Below are 23680 nucleotides of genomic sequence, written 5' to 3' on the forward strand. Positions count from 1 at the left end.
CCCGGGGCTTCCCTTTTCATGTGTCTTGCTTACGGCTTCTGCAGTGGCTCGATCTTCGGCCCGGCAGCGGTATTCGTCTCCGTGGCCGGCACGATCACACCCGCCAGCGCCTGCACCGGATCGTCGCCCGGCTTGAATCCGGACTGCACCAGGATCTCATCGATCAAGGGCTTCAGCGCATGCACGCGCAGCAGCTCGCCGGCGAGGCCCTCGCCGAAGCCGACATTGCCGCCGGCCGCGCCATTGCCGTTGCCGCCGAAGGCGCCACCGGTGTGCAGGATGCGGACGTCCTTCAGGTTGGCGATCGGCTTGACCATCTCGCCGAGCGCGGCGGGCATGGTCGCGATGCGCTGCTTGGCGAGCTCGAAATCGATCACGTTGCTGCCGAGCTTGTTCTGGGCTTCGTTCTTCATCAGGATCACGGCGGCTTCCGCCTCGCCGATCTGGCGCACGCCGACAGCCTTGATCTTGTTGGCCTCGGCCTCCGCTTCGGCCAGGGTCTTGGCGGCCTCGCCGCGATCGACCGCCGCGCGCTTCTCGGCTTCCGCAGCGACAGTGATCCCGGTCGAGCGCTGCTCGGCCTCCTTCCGCGCCGCCATGACCGCGGTCTGACGCTCGCGATCGGCGATCTCGATGGCGCGCGCCGTCGTGACCTTTTCCTCCGCGGAGACCGCGAGCGCCTCGGCCGCCTTGGCGACCGCGCGCGCCTCCGAGGTTTCCTTGCTCTTGGTCGCGATCTGGATGTCGTTGTCCTGGGTGGCGATCTGGATCTCGCGGTCGGCGTCGGTCTTGCGGCGGTTGATCGCGAGATTGCTTTCGATCGCCGCGGTCTCGCGCACCTTCAAGGCCTCGGCTTCGCGCTGGGCGATCTTCTGCTGCGCCTCGATGCGGGCATTCTCCTCGGTCTGCCACGCGGTCTGGGTGGCGCTCGCAACCTCGGCGCGGGTGCTCGCGGTCTTGTTGGCGATGTCGCGCTCCTGGCTGAGCTCGGCCTCCTTCTTGGTGCGCTCGATCGTCAGGGTGAGCTGGCGCGCCTCGAGGTCCTTCTGCGCAATCGCGACCTCGTTGTCGCGCACGATCGCGTTGCGGTCGCGGCGGCGGGTCTCGGTGACCGTTTTCAAGAGAGTGAGGCCTTCGGCGTCGAAGAAGTTCTCGGCGTTGAAGAACGAGATGTCGGTCTGGTCGAGCTTGGTCAGCGACACCGATTCCAGCTCCAGGCCGTTGGACTGCACGTCGGCCTCGACCGCGGCCTGGACGTGCTTGACGAAATCCGAGCGCTTCTCCTGCAGGTCCAACAGCTCCATCGTCGCCGCGACCGAGCGCAGTCCGTCGACGAACTTGGCCTCGACCTGGTCGCGCAGCAATTCGGCATTGTTGGTGACGGCGCCGAGCGTCTGCGCGGCCAGCGCGATCGAATCGACGTCGGGTTTCACGCGCACGTAGAATTCGGCGTCGATGTCCACGCGCATGCGGTCCTTGGTGATCAGCGAATCCTTCTTCGAGCGCTCGACGCGCAGCCGCAGCGTCTTCAGATTCACGCGCGCGATGGAGTGGAAGATCGGCAGCACCACGGCGCCGCCGTCGAGCACCACCTTCTTGCCGCCGAGGCCGGTGCGCACGAACGCCTCGTCGCGGGTGGAACGATGGTAGAGAACGGCAAAGACAGTGCCGAGAACGACCAGCAGCACAACGCCGATCGACGCAGGCAGAACCAGATCAAACATGGGATTTACTTTCGGGTTGAGGAAAGTGTCTTGGGCTAAAGTGTCTTGGAGCTCGTGAGCTCGTCGGCTGCGGCGATCGCGATGAAGCGACCGTCCTTGCGGTCGACGAGGAGAACCGACGCGCCCACCGGCAAGGCCGGTGAGTCCGGCGCGGCCGAGGCCGTCACCATGTGCCAATTGCCGTGGACGTCCTTGACGCGGACGCGGCCGGGCAGCCCGCCGTCGAGCGGGCCGACCGCGACCTTACCGGTGCGGCCGACGAGATCGGACAGGCCGACCGCATAGCTCTCATCCTGCGGGACCAGCCGCGCCGCATAGCGCGTCGAGCTGCGCAGCAGCGGCACGGTGACGACGGCGGCGAGCATGCCCGCGGCCGTTGGCGGCAGCGCCACCGCTACCAGCCGCGCGGCATCCTGGATGAGAAAACCCGTGATCGAGAAGATGCCGAGCGCGAGCAGGATGCAGATCATCAGCGGCACACCGCCGACATTGATCCAGGACAGCACGTGACCGACGCTGGTGCTGTCGCCGTCGTGACCGAGATCGACGGTCTGGCCGAGCAGCTCGCTGATCGACAGGCCGATCAGCATCGAGCCGATCTCGACGCCGCCGACCAGCACGATCATCACGGCGGCGATCGCGAACGGCCGCACCTCGGGTTGCATGAAATGGTCGACGATGGTCATGGGACGACGCGCCCCTGCCCGTTCAATTCTGCGATTTCAGCCGTGCCAGCCGCTCGGCAATGTCCTTGTCGCGCTTCAGCTTCGACAATTCGTCGATGTCGGGCGACGCCGCGATGCCTTCCGCCACGCCGGTCGCGCGGGCGATGACGCGGGAGGCGCGCGCGGCCCTGGCGAGGCCGGTATCGCCCGACTTGCGCGATGTGGCCTTCGGCTGCTCGGCGAGCGCCTCGCTGCGCTCGAGCTCGACGAGACGCGCCTGCGCGTCCTGCAGGCTCGACAGGATCGCACGCAGCGTCGTGAGCACCGCATCGACGCGCTCGGCATTCTCGTCGATCGCCTTCGACAGCACCTCGAACTGGGCTTCGAGATCCATCTGCCGGGCGATGCCGGCGCGGGCGAGATCGTCGCGGTGCTCGGCGATGGCGACGCGGATCTGCTCAGCCAGCACGGTCGTCTCGCGCTCGATCTCGGCGCGACGGGCGTTGAGCCGATATTCCTCGGCGCGCGCATGCGACAGGCTCTCGCGCGATTCGCGCTCGGCCTGCTCGATCTCGCGGATCGCCTGGCTGACCAGCGCGACCCGATTCTTGTCCTCGGCCTTTTCGATCGCTCCATAAGCGATGCCGGCGATGAGGCGCCCGGCGCGTGACAGGAGCGTGTCGGGAGCCGGCGCGTGTTCGGCGAGCATGACGTGGTCCTTTCCTGGGCTGATGGTCGGATGTGAGCTGGCGGTGACGCCGAAACGGACTTCGACGTCGCCATTATCGGTGCGGACGAGTTGCGCCGGCGTCGCGTGCGTCCAGCCCGCGGCATAGCCGGTGACCTCGAACGGGATGGTGAAGCGGCCGAGGGCGGTGCCGAGCGACAGCGTGCCGGCGTCCCGAACATTCACCAGGCGGTCGTCGAGCGGCAGTCGCGGGGTCGATGCGGCGCGATAGGCGGCGCGGTCGCGCAGGCCGAGCGTGACCAGGCGCGAGGGCAGCCGGGTGGCCTTGCGGACCGGCCCATAGGCATGGCCGTGCAGCGCGACCAGATTGGCGCCGATGCCTTTGGCGGCAGCGATCTCGTCGAGCATGTCCATCATCCGGGCATAATCGGCGAAGGTCGCCTCGATCGCCGCCCGCGCCTCGGAGTTGGGGACGAGACGGTAGCGAACAGCCTGATCGTAAATTCCGGCCATGAGGAACATCAAAGCACTATTTTCGTGCTTTCGCAAGCCACCCTCTACCCCTGGGGAGCCGCACCTTTCCGTGACCACGCCGAACGCCGTGCACATGCAGATATGTCGCGCCGCCCCCAGCCGGCGGTTTAAGGCCGATGAACAATCTCTGGTGATCGTTAAGACGGCTGATAACGGCAGCGCCAAAAGCACGGCATTGACGTGCAACATCGCGATGAACACGCCTGACGTGCAGCGACCTCAGTGGATGTCGGGACGATCAGTCCAGCAGATCGCGGCAGCCGAGGTCGTCGATGGCGAGGAAGATGCGCTCCAGATGAGCCCACCAGATCAGCGGCGGGATCTCGATCGCCCATTGCCAGACCGGCTTGGTGATGTGCCACAGCACGGCGTAACGATAGTCCCGATCGAACGCCGCGCGGTCATAGCCGGTGACACCATGCGCAACCAACGTCTCGTGATAGCAGTCGAGCAATGGCCGCTCGACGACGGAGCGGCGCTCGGGAAAGAGATGCAGCGCGATCATGTAGGCGAGATCCTGCGCCGGCACGTTGATCCGCCAATGGTCGAAGTCGAACACACGGACGTCATCGCTGCCTGCGGCCTTGGGCACGAGGAAATTCCAGACATGCGCATCGCCATGGGCGATGCTGAGATTTCGCCGCGAATGATAGCGCTCCAGAAGCTGTGGCGTGGCCGCGAGGAAACGCTCGTAGATGGCGCGACGCTCTGCGCTCAGCCGGTCACCCAGCTGATCGGCGAAGCGCGCGTAGTGGCCGGCAAACTCGCTGACATTCGCCGCCGTCTGCTCTGGTGTCGCGAAGCTACCGACGCTCACGCCGAGCCGCGGATCGTCCCACCACGCCGCATGCAGCCGCGCCAGCGCGCGCACGATTCGCTCGGCGTCCGGCACGGTCGGCGGCAGCGGCCATTGTGTCGCCATCCGATGGGTGTCGGTGAGATCCTCCAGCAGCAGGTGCCAGGTCATGGCGCCTTCGTCCCAGGCACCGCCGAAGCCGCCCGGCACGAGGCGCGGCGGCATGACCCGTGCCAGCTCCCGATAGAAGGTGACCTCGTGGCGGCCGCCCTGCCACAGCGTCTTGGCAAAGGCCGGCAGCGGGGTCTTCAGGATCAGCGTCTTCGGCGCATCCGGCGCGGCGCCATCATAGGTCAGCCCAAGACGGATGATGCGCGACACCAGCATCGGGCGGTCGCTGATCACGGTGACATCCGACACCGTGCCAGAATCGAGCACGCCCGCGTCGCGCATCGTGGCCGTCAACGCGGCAGGCTCGGCAGCGGAGGGCAAGTCGGTTGAGGCCATGCGGGCCCTATCCCTTCAGGGTTGCAGCCTGGCCCACACTAGCATGGAAGTCGTTGAGCGCTACTTGATCGGCGCCCGCGGCAGTACGGTGTCGCCGGCTTCCATCCGGTAGACGTGATCGAGCGAGTACCAGGGCGCGGTGATATCGACCTCCGTCGGGTGCGGCGCATCGTGGCGAATGAAGTTGCCGAGCAGCGCCTTGGTCACGCCGAACTGCACGTCGCTGTCGATGTGCGGGTCGTTGGGGTCGTAGACCTGCGAGATCAGGACCTTGAAGCCGGGCTTGACGATCAGCGCATGCAGATGCGCCGGGCGATAGGGATGGCGGCCCTGCGCCTTCAGGAGACGGCCGACGACGCCGTCGGTCGGGATGGGGTAGCCGACCATCATCACCGAGCGAAACCAGAAGCGGCCGTCGGCGTCGGTCACGAGCTTGCCGCGCAGGTTCATGTCGGCCTGCTCCGGATCCTGGTTCTCGTAATAGCCGACCGGCGAGGCGTGCCAGACGTCGACCTCGGCGCCGGCAATCGGCGCGCCCTTCGGATCGACCACGCGCCCGTGCACGAACAACGCCGGACCCGGCGTCGCCGAACGCACGATCGAGCCGCCGTTCTCGGTAACAGGCGAATTCAGCCGCCAGAACGGGCCAAGCAGCGACTGCGCCGTCTCTGTGTTGCCGCCATCGCCATTGTTTAGCAGGCAGACCAGCGGCGAGACGCCGAGCGAGCCGGCCATCAGCACGACTTCGTTATGCGTGTCGTTGGTGCGCTGTCCGAGCTCGGCAATGATGGCGGCGGCTTCGCGAAATTCCGCCTCGGTCAGCCTGACATCGCGGACGAAGCCGTGCAGGTGCTTGATCAGCGACACCATGATCTCGCGCAGCCGCGGATTCTCGGTGCGCTCCATCACCGCCAATACGGCCGGCGTGACGTCCTGTTCGCGGGAGATGGTCATGGCGGCGCTCTCCGCTGTTTCCCCTCATGGTGAGGAGGCGCGAAGCGCCGTCTCGAACCATGAGGCCAGTGCCGGGCCTCATCCTTCGAGACGCCCGCCAAGAGGCGGGCTCCTCAGGATGAGGGTTTGGGATCAGTTGATCATCTCGACCGCCAGCGCGACGCCCTGACCGACGCCGACGCACATCGTGGCCAGCGCACGCTTGCCGCCGCGCACCTCAAGGCCGTGCACCGCGGTCATCGCGATGCGCGCGCCGCTCATGCCGAGCGGGTGTCCCAGCGCGATGGCGCCGCCATGCGGGTTGACGAAATCGGCGTCCTCGGCGACGCCGAGCTGGCGCAGGCAGGCGATGCCCTGGGAGGCGAACGCCTCGTTGAGCTCGATCAGGTCGAAATCGCTGATCTTCAGGCCGAGCCGCTCCATCAGCTTGCGCACCGCCGGCACCGGGCCGATGCCCATGATGCGCGGCGGCACGCCGGCGGAGGCCAGGCCGAGCACGCGCGCGCGGGGCGTGAGGCCGTGCTTCTTCACCGCCGCTTCCGAGGCGAGAATCATGGCGGCGGCGCCGTCATTGACGCCCGACGCATTGCCGGCGGTGACGGTGCCGGGATTGCGCACGATCGGCTTCAGCTTGGCGAGGCCTTCGAGCGTGGTCTCGGGGCGCGGATGCTCATCCTTGTCCACCGTCACAGGGCCGGCCTTGCCGCCGGGCACCATGACCGGCGTGATCTCGGCGGCGAAATAGCCCGACGCGATCGCCTTTCCGGCGCGCTGCTGGGAGCGGATCGCGAACGCGTCCTGGTCGGCGCGCGAGACCTGGAATTCCTCGGCGACGTTCTCGCCGGTCTCCGGCATGGAGTCGACGCCATACTGCTGCTTCATCAAGGGATTGATGAAGCGCCAGCCGATCGTGGTGTCGAAGATCTCGGCCGAGCGCGAGAACGCCTCGGTCGCCTTGCCCTGCACGAACGGCGCGCGCGTCATGGATTCGACGCCGCCGGCGATCGCCAGATCGACCTCGCCGGCGCGGATCGCACGTCCCGCCGCGCCGACCGCGTCGAGACCGGAGGCGCAGAGACGGTTCAAGGTCTGGCCGGGAATGGAATCCGGCAGGCCCGCGAGCAGCAGCGCCATGCGCGCGACGTTGCGGTTGTCCTCGCCAGCCTGGTTGGCGCAGCCGAAGAACACCTCGTCGACGGCAGCCCAGTCGAGATTGGGATGCTTGGCCTTGAGCGCCTTGAGCGGGGTGGCCGCGAGATCGTCGGTGCGCACCTTGGCCAGCGCGCCGCCGAAGCGGCCGATCGGAGTCCGCACCGCATCACAAATGAACACGTCTCGCATCGCTCTCTCCCGAACTTTCGTGTTTCTGGTCAGAATTGACGGCGGTTTTAGGAGTGCCCTGGAGGCAGGTCAAATGACGGGGACGCGGGGTGCTATGCGCCGACAATGGCGTGCGCACACCGTCTCCCCGCACACGGTGCGCCCCCTCCCCCGCTTGCGGGGGAGGGTTGGGGTGGGGGCCGCCCCAAGCGCCACTCGTCGTGTGGAGAGACGTCCCCCACCCGTATCGCATCTTCGATGCGATACGACCTCCCCCGCATCCGCCTTCGCTCCTCGAGCTACGGCGGACAAGCGCGGGGGAGGCGCAACGACTTTCACTGCCCGAACCGCAAGTTTGGCGAACACCGTCGCGCCACACTCGCCGTCATTCCGGGGCGGCGCGCGCAGCGCGGCGAGCCCGGAATCCATCCGGCTGCGCGTGATGCCGCACGATGGATTCCGGGTTCGTGCTGCGCACGGCCCGGAATGACGAGAGGAGAGAGCGGCGCCCCTCACAAGCGGTCGATCAGGGCAAGAAGCGCCATCGTGGAAAACCGGGACATCGCCTGCAAAGCGGTAGGACCGTCCGGGCAAATTGGCTAGTTTCCGCGCCATGACGATCCAGCAACCCATCTCCGCCCCGGTTCCGCCTGACACCGCGCCCGCCGAGGCGCCGGCCAAGCTCACGCCGATGATGGAGCAGTATCTCGACATCAAGGCAGCGCATCCGGGGCTGATGCTGTTCTACCGGATGGGCGACTTCTACGAGCTGTTCTTCGAGGATGCGGAGGTCGCCTCGAAAGCGCTCGGCATCGTGCTGACCAAGCGCGGCAAGCACCTGGGCCAGGATATCCCGATGTGCGGCGTGCCGGTGGAGCGCTCCGAGGACTATCTGCATCGCTTGATCGCGCAAGGCATCCGCGTCGCCGTGTGCGAGCAGATGGAGGATCCGGCGGCGGCGCGGGCGCGCGGCAACAAGAGCGTGGTCAAGCGCGGCGTGGTGCGCGTGGTGACGCCGGGCACCTTGACGGAAGACAATCTGCTCGACGCGCGCGCCAACAACTATCTGCTGGCGATCGCGCGCAGCCGCGGCTCGTCCGGCGGCGACCGGCTCGGGCTCGCCTGGATCGACATCTCGACTTCGGACTTCATCGTCACCGAATGTGCCTTTGCCGAGCTCACGGCGACGCTGGCCCGTATCAACCCGAACGAGGTCATCGTCTCCGACGCGCTGTATTCGGACGCGGCGTTCGAGCCTGTGCTGCGCGAGCTCACCGCCGTGACGCCGCTGACCCGCGACGTGTTCGACGGCGCCACCGCAGAGCGGCGGCTGTGCGACTATTTCGCGGTCGCGACCATGGACGGGCTCGCGGTGCTGTCGCGGCTGGAGGCGACCGCCGCCGCTGCCTGCGTCACCTATGTCGAGCGCACGCAAGTGGGCCAGCGCCCGCCGCTGGCGCCGCCAGCGCGCGAGGCGACCGGCAGCACCATGGCGATCGATCCGGCGACCCGCGCCAATCTCGAATTGACGCGCACGCTCGCCGGCGAGCGGCGCGGCTCGCTGCTCGACGCCATCGACTGCACGGTGACCTCGGCCGGCTCGCGCCTCCTCGCGCAACGCCTCGCTGCGCCGCTGACCGAGCCCGCGCAGATCGGGCGAAGGCTCGACGCGGTCAACGTTTTCGTTGCCGACAGCGCCGCGCGCGAGGACATCCGCTCGATCCTGCGCGGCGCGCCCGACATGACCCGCGCGATGGCGCGGCTCTCGGTCGGCCGCGGCGGCCCGCGCGATCTCGCCGCTCTGCGCGATGGCATCCTTGCCGCCGACCAGGCGCTGGAGCGGCTGTCAGCGCTCGACCAGCCGCCGCAGGAGATCGCCTCGGTGATGGCCGCGCTGGCGCGGCCGGCACGCGCGCTCGCCGACGAATTCGCCCGCGCGCTCGACGAGCAGCTGCCGCTGATCAAGCGCGACGGCGGCTTCGTGCGATCAGGCTATGATGCGACCTTGGACGAGACGCGCAATCTGCGCGACGCCTCGCGGCTCGTCGTCGCCTCGATGCAGGCGCGCTACGCCGACCAGACCGGGGTGAAGGCACTCAAGATCCGGCACAACAACGTGCTCGGCTATTTCGTCGAGGTCACCGCGCAGCACGGCGACAAGCTGATGACGGCACCGTTGAACGCGACCTTCATCCACCGCCAGACGCTGGCCGGCCAGGTGCGTTTCACCACGTCGGAGCTCGGCGAGATCGAGGCCAAGATCGCCAATGCCGGCGAGCGCGCGCTCAATCTCGAGCTCGAGATCTTCGACCGGCTGTGTGCGGCCGCGCTCGCGATCGGCGACGATCTGCGCGCCGCCGCGCATGGCTTTGCGATGCTGGATGTCGCCACCGCCCTCGCCAAGCTCGCGGTCGACGACAACTACGTCAAGCCCGAGGTCGATGGCTCGCTCGGCTTTGCCATCGAAGGTGGCCGCCATCCGGTGGTCGAGCAGGCCCTGAAGCGCGAGGGTCAGCCGTTCATCGCCAATTCCTGCGACCTGTCGCCGACGCCGGGACACAAGAGCGGCCAGTTGTGGCTGCTCACCGGTCCGAACATGGCGGGTAAATCGACCTTCCTGCGTCAGAACGCGCTGATTGCCTTGCTGGCGCAGATCGGCAGCTTCGTGCCGGCGAGCCGCGCCCGCATCGGCATCGTCGACCGGCTGTTCTCGCGCGTCGGCGCCGCCGATGATCTCGCGCGCGGACGTTCGACCTTCATGGTCGAGATGGTCGAGACCGCCGCGATCCTCAACCAGGCCGGCGAGCGCGCGCTGGTGATCCTCGACGAGATCGGACGCGGCACCGCGACGTTCGACGGTCTCTCCATTGCCTGGGCGGCGATCGAGCATCTGCACGAGAGCAACCGCTGCCGCACGCTGTTCGCGACGCATTACCATGAGCTGACAGCCCTCGCCGCCAAGCTGCCGCGGCTGTTCAATGCCACGGTGCGGGTCAAGGAATGGCAGGGCGACGTGGTGTTCCTGCACGAGGTGCTGCCCGGCTCGGCCGACCGCTCTTACGGCATTCAGGTGGCGAAGCTCGCCGGTCTCCCCCCGGCGGTGATCAGCCGCGCCAAATCGGTGCTGGCGAAGCTGGAGGCTCAGGACCGCGGCCAGAGCGCGCGTGCGCTGGTCGACGACCTGCCGCTGTTCGCGGTGCCGTCGCGCGCGGCCGTGGAGCCTGCGATGTCGAAGGAAGCGGAAGAGCTGATCGCCGCGGTCAAGGCGCTGCATCCCGACGAGATGACGCCGCGCGAGGCGATGGACGCGCTGTATCGGCTGAAGGCGAAGCTGCCGCGCAACTGATTTGTTTCTCCGTCATTCCGGGGCGCGCATCAGCGCGAACCCGGAATCCATTTCTCGTCGGCACATGCGGTCCAATGGATTCCGGGTTCGCGCTACGCGCGCCCCGGAATGACAGCAGGGATGGGGAGGCAGCTCGGTCCACACTCTCCGTCATTGCGCGCTGCGCTCGCGATGACGGTGGAGAAAGCGGTCGAGGCGGCGGCGGTTTGTCGGGTGGATGGGGACAGGCCAAAGGCAGACTCGCAAGCAATGAGGAACGTCGTCTCCCCTTTCAAAATTTGCGCGAGACTGTCATTCTGGCGAGATGACCACGCGTTCTCGTACAGTGCTGTCTACCGCCTTGACTGCCAAGCTGTCGGCGCTGGCGTCCACTCGCGAGAACTGGGATGACGAGTTGCCGGCTATTCTGGCGGACCTCTCTGCCGTTCCACATCATCTGGTTGTTCTGGCTTCCCGCGAGATCGCGCTGGCGGCGCGTCTCGGCTGGGAGCCATTATTGATGGATCGCCTGATCGGTGCATTCACCGACGAGCCGATCTATGTCCGTGATCTTGCCCTGATGCGACGAGCTCCGAACTATGCTTGGATTTTCCTATTTCATCCGAGCGGCCATGTTCGCGAAGCAGCCCTCGATTCGTTGCAAAGACCGCCCGAGTCTGCGTTCTTTCTTGCCGCTGTCGCTTGGCGGTTGAATGATTGGGCCGAGCCGGTCCGACGTGCCGCCGCGCGCTATGTGCAGCGCGTCCAACGTCAGATCGTTCCGGAAGTTGCAGCAAGCAGTGCCCCCTATCTCCTCGATCGCCGACACAGTTGGGGACGCTGGAGCCGCGAAGCCGACCTGCTCGATGACGTTTTCGGCAGGCCGGACGTGCTGCCGATCATTGCCGGCTTCCTGCAACGGACGGCGAACGGCTCGCTGGCCAAGTATCTGCGTCTACTCGCGCGCAATCCTGCGATCGATCAGTATCTACCGGCCCTGGCCGCATCGGCGATCCAGCCGCAGGTGAGGGCCATTGCCTATCGCAGCCTGCTGACAGGCAACGTCACCTGGTTCGCGGGCTATGAGTGGCAATGGATCGACAAGGTCTACGGCATCAGGAAGCGCGTTCCGAAACTCGATCACCGTCCCCTGCAGGACATCGCACTGCCGCCTGATCTGTTCTGGCAGGCGGCGCGCGACGCATCGGTGATCGTGCGGCGTGCTGCAACCGATGCGCTGATCGCCAGTCGTGCGGCCGTCCCTGACGAAGACCGGCTGATCGCGCATTTCGAGCAGGACAAGAACCCATCGGTGCGATCGCGCGCCGACTTCCTGCGCCGGCGTCCACGTCTATCGTAACGGTCGGACGCCCGCCGCCTTCCGCCGCCCCAGCCACCACAGGCCGAGATTCCAGCCGACACAGGTCGCCAGCGCGCCACTCAGACCGAACGCCGCACCGAGATGCAGGCTGCCGAGATGCAGCACGACGACGGCGAGCGAGAAGCCGATCAGGCCCCAGGCACCGTTGGCCAGCACGGCCGCGGTCGCGGGTCCGCCGATGCGCGGCTGCAGGATCAGCATCATCGAGGTGAAGACGATCGGAAACAGCGCCAGGATGCCGGAGACGCTCGGGCCGGCCCAGCCGGACACCGAGGTGACGGTCGCGACGAGCGTTGCGACCAGCGAGGCGCGCAGCGGCACGTCGTACCAGCGCCGTGTGATCAGCGGCATCTTGGCATGACGGTAGCGCGCGAGCTGCGGCAGGCAGATCGCAAAGGTCACGACGTTGGCAGCGATGCCCATCGACAGTGTCCACTCGACGCTCTTGATTAGGGCGGCGAGACCAAGCCACACCGCGACGGCGGTGGCGCTCGCCACCCCCACGCTGTGGCGCTGCGCCAGCACGGCATAGGCGAGACTGAGGAAGATCGTCGCGGCATTGATCGGCAGGCTGGTCAGCGCGCCCTGCGCGATGAAGGCGGCGTCGTGGTCGAGCGCGAGGAACACGTAGGTCGGCCCCGCCGAGATCGGCAGGGTCGCGACTAGCGCGCCAATGACGGGTCCCGTGCGCTCGGCGATCATCGACGCCGAGACCACGAATGACGCGGCGATCGCCATGCGCAAGGCCAGCAGCAGCAGGAAGGAAGGATCGAGGGACATCAGCTCATGCCGCAGCGGCGGTGGGCTCCCTCTCCCGCTTGCGGGGGAGGGCCGGGGTGGGGGCGCGGCTCGGGTGGTGCACGTCGTGTGGAGAGAATTCCCCCACCCGCCTCGCATCTGCGATGCGACCTCCCCCGCGCGCGGGGGAGGCGCAGACCGAGCGCGCCTCGCCGGCTCGCGCTCACCAACGGCGGGACACAGAATGAACGAAGGGCTACGCCGCCACCCGCTTCAGACTGACCGACACCTTCGGGCCGTTCTTGATGGTCTGATAGACCACGCAATAGCGCTCGGTGAGCTTGAGCAGCAGGTCGAGCTTGTCCTGCGGGGCGTCGGTGTCGACCTCGAAGCGCAGGCGGATCTCCTGGAAGCCGACCGGGGCCTCCTTGTCGACGCCGAGCGTGCCGCGGAAATCGAGATCGCCTTCGGCCAGCACATGGCCGCTCTTGAGCGGCACCTCGACCGCGGTCGCGACCGATTTCAAGGTGACGCCGGCGCAGGCGACCAGCGCCTCCAGCAGCATGTCGCCGGAGCACAGCTCGAGCCCAGAGCCGCCGGTTCCCGGATGCAGACCAGCCACGGCAAGCGCGCGCCCGGTCTCGAGCTTGCAGGTCAGCCCCTCCTGCCCGACCTCACCCTTGGCCTTCAAGGTGATCACGGCGGCGGACGGGTCGGCCTTGTAGCGTTCCTTGATCGGCGCCTGCATGGCGCGCAGCTCGGCAGCATCCATTTGTCGTTCTCTCCCGGATTTATTTCAGACGAGATGTACCGGGACCGGCTGCCGCTGTCACCACCACAGGCCGCCGCCGGGCTCACGCCTGCCCTGCGTGTCCGGCATCGTCCGGTCGAGCGAGCGGTCCAGCGCGGTCAGCACGTGGCGCTTGAAGTGGTCGAACAAGGGCGCGTTGCGGTCCCGCGGCCGCGACAGATTGATGGTGATCTCCTCGAACAGCCGGCCGGGATGCGGCCGCATCACCAGCACGCGGTCGGCCAGCACGAGTCCAGAGATCGAGAAGATGATCCTGCAGGTCCTTGCGGGTGAGGGCGTCGAGCGCCGAGAACGGCTCGTCGCGGCAGAGCGCACGCGCGCCGCAGACCTCATTCACCGGCTCGGCCGCGCGTCAAGCGTCGCCCCCCAGTAGAACCACGGCCGCAACCGCAGCAAATCCGCGCCCCGACAATCACCCGTCGCAGCTCCCTTGGAGCCTCGGAAATCTCTCTTTTATTACAAGAGTTTATTCCGGAAGCGCGCGAGAATTGCTTTTCCTTTCGACGGCGCGGTTCAGAACGATCATCATCCCGTGACCACCGATGACAGCATGGATCGATTGTTGCATTGGAAGTTTCGTGACAGCACAGGCCTTGTTCGATATCCGGTTGCAGCCATGGACAGCGTCGCCCCCCATTCCCACCCCGACAGCGTTTCCGATTTCGACAGCGCCGGCATCGCGGCTGCGGTCGACGCGCTGGCCGCGCAGCATTCGGGACGCGAGGACATGTTCCGCGCGGCCGTGGTGCAATTCCTCAAGGCCGAGCTGGTCAAGGCGCGCGCGGCGGCCCAGGCGCAACTGCTGAAGGACAGGCATGGCCGGCGCTGCGCCGAGCAACTCTGCTTCGTGCAGGACGAGATCATTCGCATCCTCTACGCCGCGGCCACCCAGCACCTCTATCGCTCGCAGGTACCGAGCGGCGCCGAGCGCATGGCGGTGGTCGCCACCGGCGGCTATGGCCGCGGCCTGATGGCGCCGGAGTCCGACATCGATCTGCTGTTCATCCTGCCCTACAAGCAGACCGCCTGGGGCGAGCAGGTGGCCGAAGCCATCCTGTATTCGCTGTGGGACATGGGCCTGAAGGTCGGCCACGCGACCCGCTCGGTCGACGAGTCGATCCGCCAGGCGCGCGGCGACATGACGATCCGGACCGCCATCCTGGAGACGCGTTATCTTGCAGGCGACCGGCCGCTCTATGACGAGCTGGTCGCGCGTTTCGACAGCGAGGTGGTGCAGGGCACCGCCGCCGAGTTCGTCGCCGCCAAGCTCGCCGAGCGCGAGGAGCGGCATCGCCGCGGCGGCCAGTCGCGCTATCTGGTCGAGCCCAACGTCAAGGACGGCAAGGGCGGCCTGCGCGACCTGCACACGCTGTTCTGGATCGCCAAATACGTCTACCGCGTGCGCGAGACCGCCGAGCTGGTCGAGCGCGGCGTGTTCGACGCGCATGAATACCGCACCTTCCGGCGCTGCGCGGACTTCCTGTGGTCGGTGCGCTGCAACCTGCATTTCGTCAGCGGGCGTCCGGAAGAACGGCTGTCGTTCGACCTGCAGCGCGAGATCGCGGTGCGGCTGGGCTACACCAGCCATCCCGGCATGCAGGATGTCGAGCGCTTCATGAAGCACTACTTCCTGGTCGCCAAGGAGGTCGGCAATCTCACCGCGATCCTGTGCGCCAAGCTCGAGGACCAGCAGGCCAAGCCGGCGCCGGTGCTGAGCCGGATGATCTCGCGCCTGACCACCGGCTCGACCTGGCGGCGCGTGCCGGAGAGCGACGACTTCATCGTCGACAACAACCGCATCAACCTCGCCGCGCCCGACGTCTTCAAGCACGATCCGGTCAATCTGATCCGCATCTTCCGGCTGGCGCAGAAGAACAACCTCGCCTTCCATCCCGACGCGATGCGTGCGGTCACGCGCTCGTTGAACCTGATCAACACCGAGCTGCGCGACGATCCCGAGGCCAACCGGCTGTTCATGGAGATCCTGACCTCCAACGATGCCGAGGTCGTGCTGCGGCGGATGAACGAGACCGGCGTGCTCGGCCACTTCATCCGCGCCTTCGGCCGCATCGTCTCGATGATGCAGTTCAACATGTATCATCACTACACGGTCGACGAGCACCTGATCCGCTGCATCGGCTTCCTGCAGGAGATCGAGCGCGGCGGCATCGACGAGTTCACCCTGGCCTCCGACCTGATGCGCAAGATCCGGCCCGAGCACCGCGCCGTCATCTACATCACCGTGCTGCTGCACGACGTTGCCAAGGGCCGCCCCGAGGACCATTCCATCGCCGGCGCCAAGATCGCGCGCCGGCTGTGCCCGCGGCTCGGCTTCAACAATGCCGACACCGAGCTGGTCGCCTGGCTGATCGAGGAGCACCTGACGATGTCGACGGTGGCGCAGTCGCGCGACCTGTCGGACCGCAAGACGATCGAGAATTTCGCCGCCGTGGTGCAGTCGGTGGAGCAGATGAAGCTCTTGACGATCCTGACCACCGCCGACATCCGCGGCGTCGGCCCCGGCGTCTGGAACGGCTGGAAGGCGCAGCTCCTGCGCACGCTGTATTACGAGACCGAACCGGTGCTGACCGGCGGCTTCTCCGAGGTCAACCGCGCCAAGCGCATCACCGCCGCGCAGGCCGAATTCCGCAATGCCTTCACCGACTGGCCCGACGACGAGCTCAACACCTATATCGGCCGGCACTATCCGGCCTACTGGCTCAAGGTCGAGCTACCGCGCAAGATCCGCCATGCCCGCTTCGTGCGATCGAGCGAGGATGCGGGACACAAGCTCGCGATCAATGTCGGCTTCGATCCGGCCCGCGCCGTGACCGAGCTGACGATCTTCGCGATGGACCACCCCTGGCTGCTATCGATCATCGCAGGCGCCTGCGCCTCGGCCGGCGCCAACATCGTCGACGCCCAGATCTACACCACGACCGACGGGCGCGCGCTCGACACCATCGCGATCTCCCGCGAGTATGAGCGCGACGAGGACGAGGGCCGGCGCGCGACCCGGATCGGCGAGACCATCGAGCAGGTGCTGGAAGGCAAGCTGCGGCTGCCCGACGCGGTGGCGCGGCGCACCACGCGCGGCAAGCAGCACAAGGCGTTCTCGGTCGAGCCGGAAGTGACCATCAACAATCAATGGTCGGAGCTCTACACTGTCATCGAGGTCTCCGGCCTCGATCGGCCCGGCCTGCTCTACGAGCTGACCACGGCGATCTCGAAGCTGAACCTCAACATCGCCTCCGCCCATGTCGCCACCTTCGGCGAGCGCGCCCGCGACGTGTTCTACGTCACCGACCTCCTGGGCGCGCAGATCAACGCGCCGACCCGGCAGGCCGCGATCAAGAGCGCGCTGCTGCATCTGCTGGCGAACGACGACGCGGCCGCTCAACCGGCGGCATGAGGGACCATCGCGCGGCCCTGAGCCGCTCGGAGCCGATTTGAAGAAGGGGACCGGCACCAGCGCCGGCCCACGCAGGCTTGGGGGAGCCGAACCATGGCATTGATTGCAGACATCGTCGTCGGGCTGATCGGCCTGCTGCACGTCTACATTCTCGTGCTGGAGATGTTTCTCTGGACCAAGCCGGCCGGCTTGAGGGCGTTCAACAACACGCCGGAGCGCGCGGAGCAGACCAAGGTGCTCGGCGCCAATCAGGGCCTCTACAACGGCTTCCTCGCCGCCGGCCTGTTCTGGGGCCTGGCCCACCCGACGCCGGCCTTCGCGTTCCAGATCAAGATCTTCTTCCTGCTCTGCGTGCTGGTCGCCGGGCTTTACGGCGCGGCCACCGCGAGCCGCAAGATCCTGTTCATCCAGAGCGTGCCGGCCGCGATCGGCCTCGTGCTGGTCTGGCTCGCGGGCTGACCATCGAGTTTGCGGCCGTCCTTCGAGACGCCGGCCTCCGGCGGGCTCCTCAGGACGAGGGCGGAATTCGCGGCGCAATCTCCACCCTCATGGTGAGGAGCGCCGCCTTTGCGGCGCGCCTCGAAACATGAGGCCAATGCTCTCGCCGAAAGGCGACGAAATCCAGCACACGCCCCCGCCCCGCGGAACCGCCCCACCCGCGCTCCCCTCGCCTTGCGTCCGCCAAGCCGTTCCTCCACACTGCCTTCCAGCGATGGCGCCCATTGGGCAGACCAGCCGCACAACAAATCAGGAGGAACGATAGACCCCATGCGACAGGGATATTTCCGTCTTGCAGGGGCGGCCGCTCTGGCCGTCACCCTCTCCGTCACGTCAGCCTCGGCCCAGAAGAAGTACGATCCCGGCGCTTCGGATACCGAGATCAAGATCGGCCAGACCGTGCCGTTCTCGGGTCCCGCCTCGGCCTATGCCTCGATCGGCAAGACCCAGGCCGCCTATTTCAACATGATCAACGAGCAGGGCGGCATCAACGGCCGCAAGATCAAGCTGATCCAGTATGACGACGCCTACTCGCCGCCGAAGGCCGTGGAGCAGGTGCGCAAGCTGGTCGAGGACGACGAGGTGCTGCTGACGTTCCAGATCATCGGCACGCCGTCCAACGCCGCGGTCCAGAAATACCTGAACGCCAAGAAGGTGCCGCAGCTGTTCGCGGCCACCGGCGCCACCAAGTTCACCGATCCGAAGAACTTCCCCTGGACCATGGGATACAATCCCAACTACTTCACCGAGGGCCGCATCTACGGCCAGTACATTTTGAAGGAGCACCCCAATGCCAAGGTCGGCGTGCTCTATCAGAACGACGATCTCGGCAAGGACTACCTCAACGGCATCAAGGCCGGCCTCGGCGACAAGGCGGCGACGATGATCGTGTCCGAGGCCTCCTACGAGGTCTCCGATCCCACCATCGACTCCCAGCTCCTCAAGCTCAAGGCGGCCGGCGCCGACCTGCTGTTCTCGGCCGCGACGCCGAAGCAGGCGGCGCAGGCGATCAAGAAACTGCACGAGCTCGACTGGCACCCGGTGCACATCGTCGACATCAATGCGACGTCGGTCGGCGCGGTGCTTCAGCCGGCGGGTCTCGAGGCGTCCAAGGGCGTGATCTCGGTCAATTACGGCAAGGACCCGCTTGATCCGCAGTGGAAGGACGACCCGGGCATGAAGCGCTATTTCGAGTTCATGGCCAAGTATTATCCTGAAGGCGACAAGAACTCGAACTTCAACACCTATGGCTACGGCAACGCCGAGCTGCTGGTGACCATCCTGCGCATGTGCGGCGACAATCTCACCCGCGAGAACGTCATGAAGCAGGCGACGTCGCTGAAGGATGTCGTCGGCGACCTGTCGCTGCCGGGCATGAAGATCAACACCTCGCCGACCGACTACCGCGTCAACAAGCAGTTGCAGATGATGAAGTTCAACGGTGAGCGCTGGGAGCTGTTCGGCCCGATCCTGGAGGACAAGGGCGCGGCAGGTTAGCGCCACCCCTCGTCATTCCGGGGCAGCCCGATAGGGCTGAACCCGGGATCCATCTCACAACCGAATATCACGCCAAATGGATTCCGGGCTCGCGCTGCGCGCGACCGGAATGACGACATCACCGGTAAAGGGCTGCGCAACGGCGCAGCCCTTTTGCGTTGCGGCACGGATTGCGCCCCTTCGTCGCTCCTGCTGCCGCAGACACCACTGTCATGCCCCGCGCCGGCGGGGCATCCGGCACGTCGTGCACTCTCGGTCGAACGTGCCGTCCACGCTACTCGCCCATCGCCCTCTGCTTCGCGACCCGGTCGATCAAGCCCCATTGCTGCGCCTCATCCGCCGTCATGAAGTGGTCGCGATCGAGGGTGCGCTCGACGTCCTCATAGCTGCGCCCGCAATGCTCGGCATATAGCCTGATCACGCGGCGCTTGGTCTGCTCCATCTCCCGGGCGTGGATCAGGATATCGGAAGCCTGGCCCTGATAGCCGCCGAGCGGCTGATGGACGTGAAGGCTCGCATTGGGCAGCGCGGTGCGCTCGCCAGGCTCCCCCGCCATCAGCAGGAACGACCCCATCGAGCGCGCCGTTCCCATGCACAGCGTATGCACCGGCGCCTTGACGAATTGCATCGTGTCGTACATCGCGAGCCCGCTGGTGATCACGCCGCCGGGCGAATTGATGTAGAGGTGGATCGGCCGCTTCGGGTTCTCCGCCTCGAGAAACAGCAGTTGCGCGCAGACCAGGGCGGAGACGGTGTCGTTGACCTCGCCGTTGAGGAAGACGATCCGCTCGCGCAGCAGCCGCGAATAGATGTCGAAGGATCGCTCTCCCCGGCTCGACTGCTCGATGACCATGGGGACGAGTTGCATCGTGTCGCGCATGCGCGAGCTCCCGTTCAGTGAGTTGCTGATGAGTTGAAGCGTCAGGCCGCGCGCATCAGACTGCGCATGTTGCAGTTCGCCGCTGGCGGCGTCCGCCGCATCAGCGGCGCCGCGGCCAGTCCGTGGATGATCCTGAGCCGCGTGCCGCCATCGGCGTTGGGGATGACCTGGAACGTCACGATGCTTTCGAGGTAGGGCGGCTCGTCGTCGCGCATGCGGTAGCGCACTTCCTCGCCCGGCGTCGACGAGATCGGCGCGGCATCGGCGAGGTCGCCGGGCGGCAGCCAGGTGTCGCGCAGCGCCGGACTGCTGATGGCCCGCCAGACTTTCTCCGGCGGCGCATCGAGCTCGTAGTCGAGCACCAGTTCATCGCCCTGCGCGTCAGCCTCGAGATCGGTCATTGGTCCATGTCCTTCAGCAGGGTTTTCAACGCATCGACCCGTGACGGCCAGTAGGCCCGGTACTTCGTCAGCCAGCGCGCGATCAGCGCCAGTCCAGTCGGATCGACCTCGTAGTTGACGAAACGACCCTGCCGTTCTTCGCGCACCAGTCCCGCGTTTCTGAGAACCGCGAGGTGCTGGGACATCGCCGGCTGACTGATCGTCAAACCTTCTCGAAGGGCGCTGGCATTCATGCCGCCGGCCGCGAGCTTCTCGAAGATCGCGTAGCGCGTCGGATCGGCCAGCGCCTTGAAGATGTCACTCTCGATCATGACGACACATAAGCATAAACTTATGCGTTGTGCAAGCCCGCAGCCCAAGCATTGGCGAGCCTATCGAGCGATCCCACGCTCGCGGACTGCATTCCACTGTAGAAAACACTCTCGCAAAGTCCCCCGCTGCGCTCCCTCCCCCCTTGTGGGGGAGGGTTGGGGAGGGGGGCCTCCGGGCGACCGTCCTCGTAGCTCCCCCCCTCCCTAACCCTCCCCCACAAGGGGGGAGGGAACCTACCGCCGATGGGGCGTCGACTTCGACCAACACTGCTGAGAAAAAACTACGCCGGCACCTCGCCAAAGTTCTTCCCCACCGGCAGTACCGCATGCCGGATGAGCCGCGAGTCTTCCACCGCCGCCTGCCTGTGCTTCACCGCTTCGCGGTAGACGGGATCCCGGATCATCTCGACGAACGCCTGCGCGGACGGATATTCCGCGATGAAGCAGTGATCCCAGCGCTCCTCCTGCGGGCCGATCAGCATCAGCTCGAAGCGGCCCTGCCAGATGATGCGGCCGCCGAGGCGCTCGAACACCGGGCCGCTCTCGCGGCCATAGGCGGCATAGGCTTCCGCGCCGCTGACCTTGCGTCCGTCGGGATAGGCCGCCTCCTTGCGCAGTCGCACCAGGTTCAGCATGTGGATCGGACCCGGGCGGTCGTTCTCCCGGAACTGCGCGAACACCTCCTTGGTGGGATCGATATGGCCCATGAACTCCCTCGTCTGTTGTTGTTTACCTTGGCTTAACCATAACGCGGCGTTACGAGCGCGAAACTCCTAATCGCGCGTTAAGCTCTTCCTAACTGCCCCTTAAACTCCGGACATTACCGTGGTCGGACGGCGGGATCGCGGGCTCGGGTTGCGTATGGCGCGGGGACGGAAACAGGGCGGCGGACGCAAGGAGCCGCGATTCGGTCTTGCGGCCGCGATGGCCGATCTGCGCCTCGACCCCAAGGATCGCATTCCCTCCGACAACGCGCCCAAGAAGTCCGCTGCAAAGAAAAGGCCGGTCGAGCCGGACGACGAGGACGATGTGCCGGCGCGCGCGCCGAAAGCCACCCCACCGAAACCGAAGCCTGCCCGAGCCAAGTCACGCTGGGGGATGTCGGTCGGCCGCATGTTCTACTGGGCACTGGTCTGCGGCCTGTGGGGCGTGATCGCGCTGGTCGGCGTCGTGATCTGGGCCGGCGCGCATCTGCCGCCGATCCAGTCGCTGGAGATCCCGAAGCGGCCGCCGACGATCGAGATCGTGGGCTATGACGGCAGCATGCTGGCGCAGCGCGGCGAGATGGCGGGCGCCAATGTCGCGCTGAAGGATCTGCCGCCCTATCTGCCGAAGGCCTTCATCGCCATCGAGGACCGCCGCTTCTATCAGCATTTCGGCATCGATCCGATCGGCATCGCCCGCGCCGTGGTCGCCAACGTCCTGCATCGCGGCGTGTCGCAGGGCGGCTCGACCCTGACGCAGCAGCTCGCCAAGAACCTGTTCCTGACCCAGGAGCGTACGCTGGCGCGCAAGCTGCAGGAGGCCGAGCTGGCGCTGTGGCTGGAGCGCAAATATTCCAAGCGCGAGATCCTGGAGCTGTATCTCAACCGGGTCTATTTCGGCTCCGGCGCCTATGGCGTCGAGGCGGCGGCGCAGCGCTATTTCGGCAAGTCGGCGCGGCAGGTGACGATCGGCGAGGCCGCGATGCTCGCAGGTCTCGTCAAGTCTCCGTCGCGGCTGGCGCCGAACCGCAACCCGGAGGGCGCCGCCAAGCGCGCGCAGACCGTGCTCGCGGCGATGGCCGACGCCAAGTTCATCACCGACGCCCAGGCGCAGGCCCAGATCGCGCACCCTTCCGTCGCGGTGAAGCCGGCCGGCGCCGGCACCATCAACTACGTCGCCGACTGGATCGGCGAGGTGCTCGACGATCTCGTCGGCCAGGTCGAGGAATCGATCGTGGTGGAGACCACGATCGATCCGAAGCTGCAGAGCGTCGCCGAGGCCGCGATCATCGACGAGCTCGCGGCCAAGAGCGTCAAGTTCAACGTCAGCCAGGGCGCGCTGGTGGCGATGACGCCGGATGGCGCCGTGCGCGCCATGGTCGGCGGCCGCAACTATTCCGACAGCCAGTTCAACCGCGCCGTCACCGCCAAGCGCCAGCCCGGCTCGGCGTTCAAGCCGTTCGTCTATCTCACCGCAATCGAGCAGGGCCTGACGCCGGACACGGTCCGCCAGGACGCGCCGCTCGATCTGAAGGGCTGGAAGCCGGAGAACTACACCCGCGAATATTTCGGCCCGGTGACCTTGACCCAGGCGCTGGCGATGTCGCTCAACACGGTCGCGGTGCGCGTCGGCCTCGAGGTCGGGCCGAAGAACGTGGTGCGGACCGCGCACCGGCTCGGCATCGCCTCCAGGCTCGATCCCAACCCGTCGATCGCGCTCGGCACCTCCGAGGTGTCGATGATCGAGCTGGTCGGCGCCTATGCGCCGTTCTCGAATGGCGGCCTCGCCGTCTCGCCGCATGTGGTGACGCGGATCAGGACGCTCGACGGCAAGCTGCTCTACATGCGCCAGACCGAGCAGCCGGTGCAGGTGATCGAGCCGCGCAACGCGGCGATGATGAATCAGATGATGCAGGAGACGCTGATCTCCGGCACCGCGAAGAAGGCCGAGATCCCGGGCTGGACCGCTGCCGGCAAGACCGGCACCAGCCAGGATTTCCGCGACGCGTGGTTCATCGGCTACACCGCGCATCTCGTCACCGGCGTCTGGCTCGGCAATGACGACAACTCGCCGACCAAGAAGGCGACCGGCGGCGGCCTGCCGGTCGAGGTCTGGACGCGCTTCATGCGATCAGCGCATCAGGGCGTGCCGGTGGCGGCGCTGCCGAATGCACAGAGCCCCGGCGTGGTCCCGACACTGGCGCAGATCGCCTCACAGATCACGGCGCCGACGGCCCCTGCCCCCAATGCCGCCTACTCCGCGCGCTCGGCGCCGCCGCCAAGCCGCAACAATGTGCGGCCGGAGCCCGCCGCCGGCCTCGATGGCTGGCTGGTCGACCGGCTGTTCGGTGGTCGGCGCTGAGCTGAGCTCATCGCGTGACGACTTGCGCCACGCCCACCGTCATTCCGGGGCACCGCAGGCCTTGAACCCGGAATATCGACATTGCCTGGTGTTCTTTTCCAACAAGCTCGGAATTCCGGGTTCAATCGTCAACGCGCATGCGCGCGTTCACGATTGCCCCGGAATGACGATG

Annotated in this window: 18 protein-coding genes and 1 pseudogene; 6 read left to right on the forward strand and 13 right to left on the reverse strand. The window is 66.6% G+C overall.

Annotated features, from left to right (window positions below; all coding sequences use genetic code 11):
- Nucleotides 1-29: 29 nt before the first annotated feature.
- The 6 genes from ACQR1H_RS26155 to pcaF all read right to left on the reverse strand — a co-directional run bounded on the left by ACQR1H_RS26155 (nucleotide 30) and on the right by pcaF (nucleotide 7209).
- A complete protein-coding gene (locus ACQR1H_RS26155; RefSeq protein ID WP_434839905.1) occupies nucleotides 30-1724 on the reverse strand; it encodes a flotillin family protein in 1695 nt (564 codons plus the stop codon).
- 35 nt (nucleotides 1725-1759) lie between these two features.
- Nucleotides 1760-2410: an OB-fold-containig protein gene (locus ACQR1H_RS26160; RefSeq protein ID WP_434908408.1), complete on the reverse strand. Its 651-nt coding sequence runs from the start codon at nucleotides 2408-2410 to the stop codon at nucleotides 1760-1762.
- 22 nt (nucleotides 2411-2432) lie between these two features.
- Complete coding sequence (locus ACQR1H_RS26165; RefSeq protein ID WP_434908409.1) at nucleotides 2433-3599, reverse strand: PspA/IM30 family protein; 1167 nt, start codon at nucleotides 3597-3599, stop codon at nucleotides 2433-2435.
- A gap of 250 nt (nucleotides 3600-3849) precedes the next feature.
- Nucleotides 3850-4914, reverse strand: coding sequence for a phosphotransferase (locus tag ACQR1H_RS26170; RefSeq protein ID WP_434874601.1), 1065 nt, complete (start codon nucleotides 4912-4914; stop codon nucleotides 3850-3852).
- A 60-nt stretch (nucleotides 4915-4974) separates the two neighbouring features.
- Nucleotides 4975-5868: a dioxygenase gene (locus ACQR1H_RS26175; RefSeq protein WP_434847477.1), complete on the reverse strand. Its 894-nt coding sequence runs from the start codon at nucleotides 5866-5868 to the stop codon at nucleotides 4975-4977.
- A gap of 132 nt (nucleotides 5869-6000) precedes the next feature.
- Nucleotides 6001-7209, reverse strand: a complete 1209-nt coding sequence (pcaF, locus tag ACQR1H_RS26180) for a 3-oxoadipyl-CoA thiolase (protein ID WP_315803817.1) — start codon at nucleotides 7207-7209, stop codon at nucleotides 6001-6003.
- A gap of 592 nt (nucleotides 7210-7801) precedes the next feature.
- Here pcaF and mutS point away from each other — a divergent pair.
- A complete protein-coding gene (mutS, locus tag ACQR1H_RS26185; RefSeq protein WP_434908410.1) occupies nucleotides 7802-10534 on the forward strand; it encodes a DNA mismatch repair protein MutS in 2733 nt (910 codons plus the stop codon).
- A gap of 340 nt (nucleotides 10535-10874) precedes the next feature.
- Nucleotides 10875-11873: a hypothetical protein gene (locus tag ACQR1H_RS26190; RefSeq protein WP_316238018.1), complete on the forward strand. Its 999-nt coding sequence runs from the start codon at nucleotides 10875-10877 to the stop codon at nucleotides 11871-11873.
- Here ACQR1H_RS26190 and ACQR1H_RS26195 read toward each other — a convergent pair.
- The 3 genes and pseudogenes from ACQR1H_RS26195 to ACQR1H_RS26205 all read right to left on the reverse strand — a co-directional run.
- Nucleotides 11865-12674: a hypothetical protein gene (locus ACQR1H_RS26195; RefSeq protein ID WP_316238017.1), complete on the reverse strand. Its 810-nt coding sequence runs from the start codon at nucleotides 12672-12674 to the stop codon at nucleotides 11865-11867. The two genes, ACQR1H_RS26190 and ACQR1H_RS26195, sit on opposite strands and share 9 nt — an antisense overlap.
- 214 nt (nucleotides 12675-12888) lie before the next feature.
- The gene (locus tag ACQR1H_RS26200; RefSeq protein WP_315803820.1) at nucleotides 12889-13404 is read right to left on the reverse strand and encodes an OsmC family protein; all 516 of its coding nucleotides are present in this window, start codon (nucleotides 13402-13404) and stop codon (nucleotides 12889-12891) included.
- 57 nt (nucleotides 13405-13461) lie between these two features.
- A pseudogene (locus ACQR1H_RS26205) lies at nucleotides 13462-13771 on the reverse strand (ABC transporter ATP-binding protein); the annotation flags it as partial.
- A gap of 288 nt (nucleotides 13772-14059) precedes the next feature.
- Between ACQR1H_RS26205 and ACQR1H_RS26210 the strand changes: the two are divergent.
- The 3 genes from ACQR1H_RS26210 (at nucleotide 14060) to ACQR1H_RS26220 (ending at nucleotide 18850) form a co-directional block, all read left to right on the forward strand.
- Nucleotides 14060-16855 carry a [protein-PII] uridylyltransferase gene (locus ACQR1H_RS26210; RefSeq protein ID WP_434908411.1) on the forward strand — a complete coding sequence of 932 codons (2796 nt, stop codon included), beginning with the start codon at nucleotides 14060-14062 and terminating at the stop codon, nucleotides 16853-16855.
- Nucleotides 16856-16948: 93 nt separating this feature from the next.
- Nucleotides 16949-17314: a DUF1304 domain-containing protein gene (locus ACQR1H_RS26215; protein ID WP_316215302.1), complete on the forward strand. Its 366-nt coding sequence runs from the start codon at nucleotides 16949-16951 to the stop codon at nucleotides 17312-17314.
- Between the two features lie 309 nt (nucleotides 17315-17623).
- Nucleotides 17624-18850, forward strand: a complete 1227-nt coding sequence (locus ACQR1H_RS26220) for an ABC transporter substrate-binding protein (RefSeq protein WP_315803823.1) — start codon at nucleotides 17624-17626, stop codon at nucleotides 18848-18850.
- Between the two features lie 274 nt (nucleotides 18851-19124).
- Here ACQR1H_RS26220 and ACQR1H_RS26225 read toward each other — a convergent pair whose 3' ends face one another.
- The 4 genes from ACQR1H_RS26225 to ACQR1H_RS26240 form a co-directional block, all read right to left on the reverse strand.
- Nucleotides 19125-19730, reverse strand: a complete 606-nt coding sequence (locus ACQR1H_RS26225) for an ATP-dependent Clp protease proteolytic subunit (protein WP_434898899.1) — start codon at nucleotides 19728-19730, stop codon at nucleotides 19125-19127.
- A gap of 41 nt (nucleotides 19731-19771) precedes the next feature.
- Entirely contained in the window at nucleotides 19772-20131 is a 360-nt protein-coding gene (locus tag ACQR1H_RS26230; protein ID WP_434908412.1) for an SRPBCC family protein, read from the reverse strand.
- Nucleotides 20128-20442 (reverse strand): ArsR/SmtB family transcription factor, encoded by a 315-nt coding sequence (locus ACQR1H_RS26235; RefSeq protein ID WP_434908413.1) that lies wholly within the window; start codon nucleotides 20440-20442, stop codon nucleotides 20128-20130. Before ACQR1H_RS26235 ends, ACQR1H_RS26230 begins: the two co-directional genes overlap by 4 nt.
- A gap of 281 nt (nucleotides 20443-20723) precedes the next feature.
- A complete protein-coding gene (locus ACQR1H_RS26240) occupies nucleotides 20724-21149 on the reverse strand; it encodes a DUF1330 domain-containing protein (RefSeq protein ID WP_434874606.1) in 426 nt (141 codons plus the stop codon).
- Between the two features lie 154 nt (nucleotides 21150-21303).
- Here ACQR1H_RS26240 and ACQR1H_RS26245 point away from each other — a divergent pair, with 154 nt between their 5' ends.
- Nucleotides 21304-23508, forward strand: a complete 2205-nt coding sequence (locus ACQR1H_RS26245) for a transglycosylase domain-containing protein (protein ID WP_316179421.1) — start codon at nucleotides 21304-21306, stop codon at nucleotides 23506-23508.
- The last annotated feature ends 172 nt before the right edge of the window (nucleotides 23509-23680 follow it).

The sequence above is a fragment of the Bradyrhizobium sp. HKCCYLRH2015 genome, from assembly GCF_051168215.1.
In the GTDB taxonomy this organism is placed as follows: Bacteria; Pseudomonadota; Alphaproteobacteria; order Rhizobiales; family Xanthobacteraceae; genus Bradyrhizobium.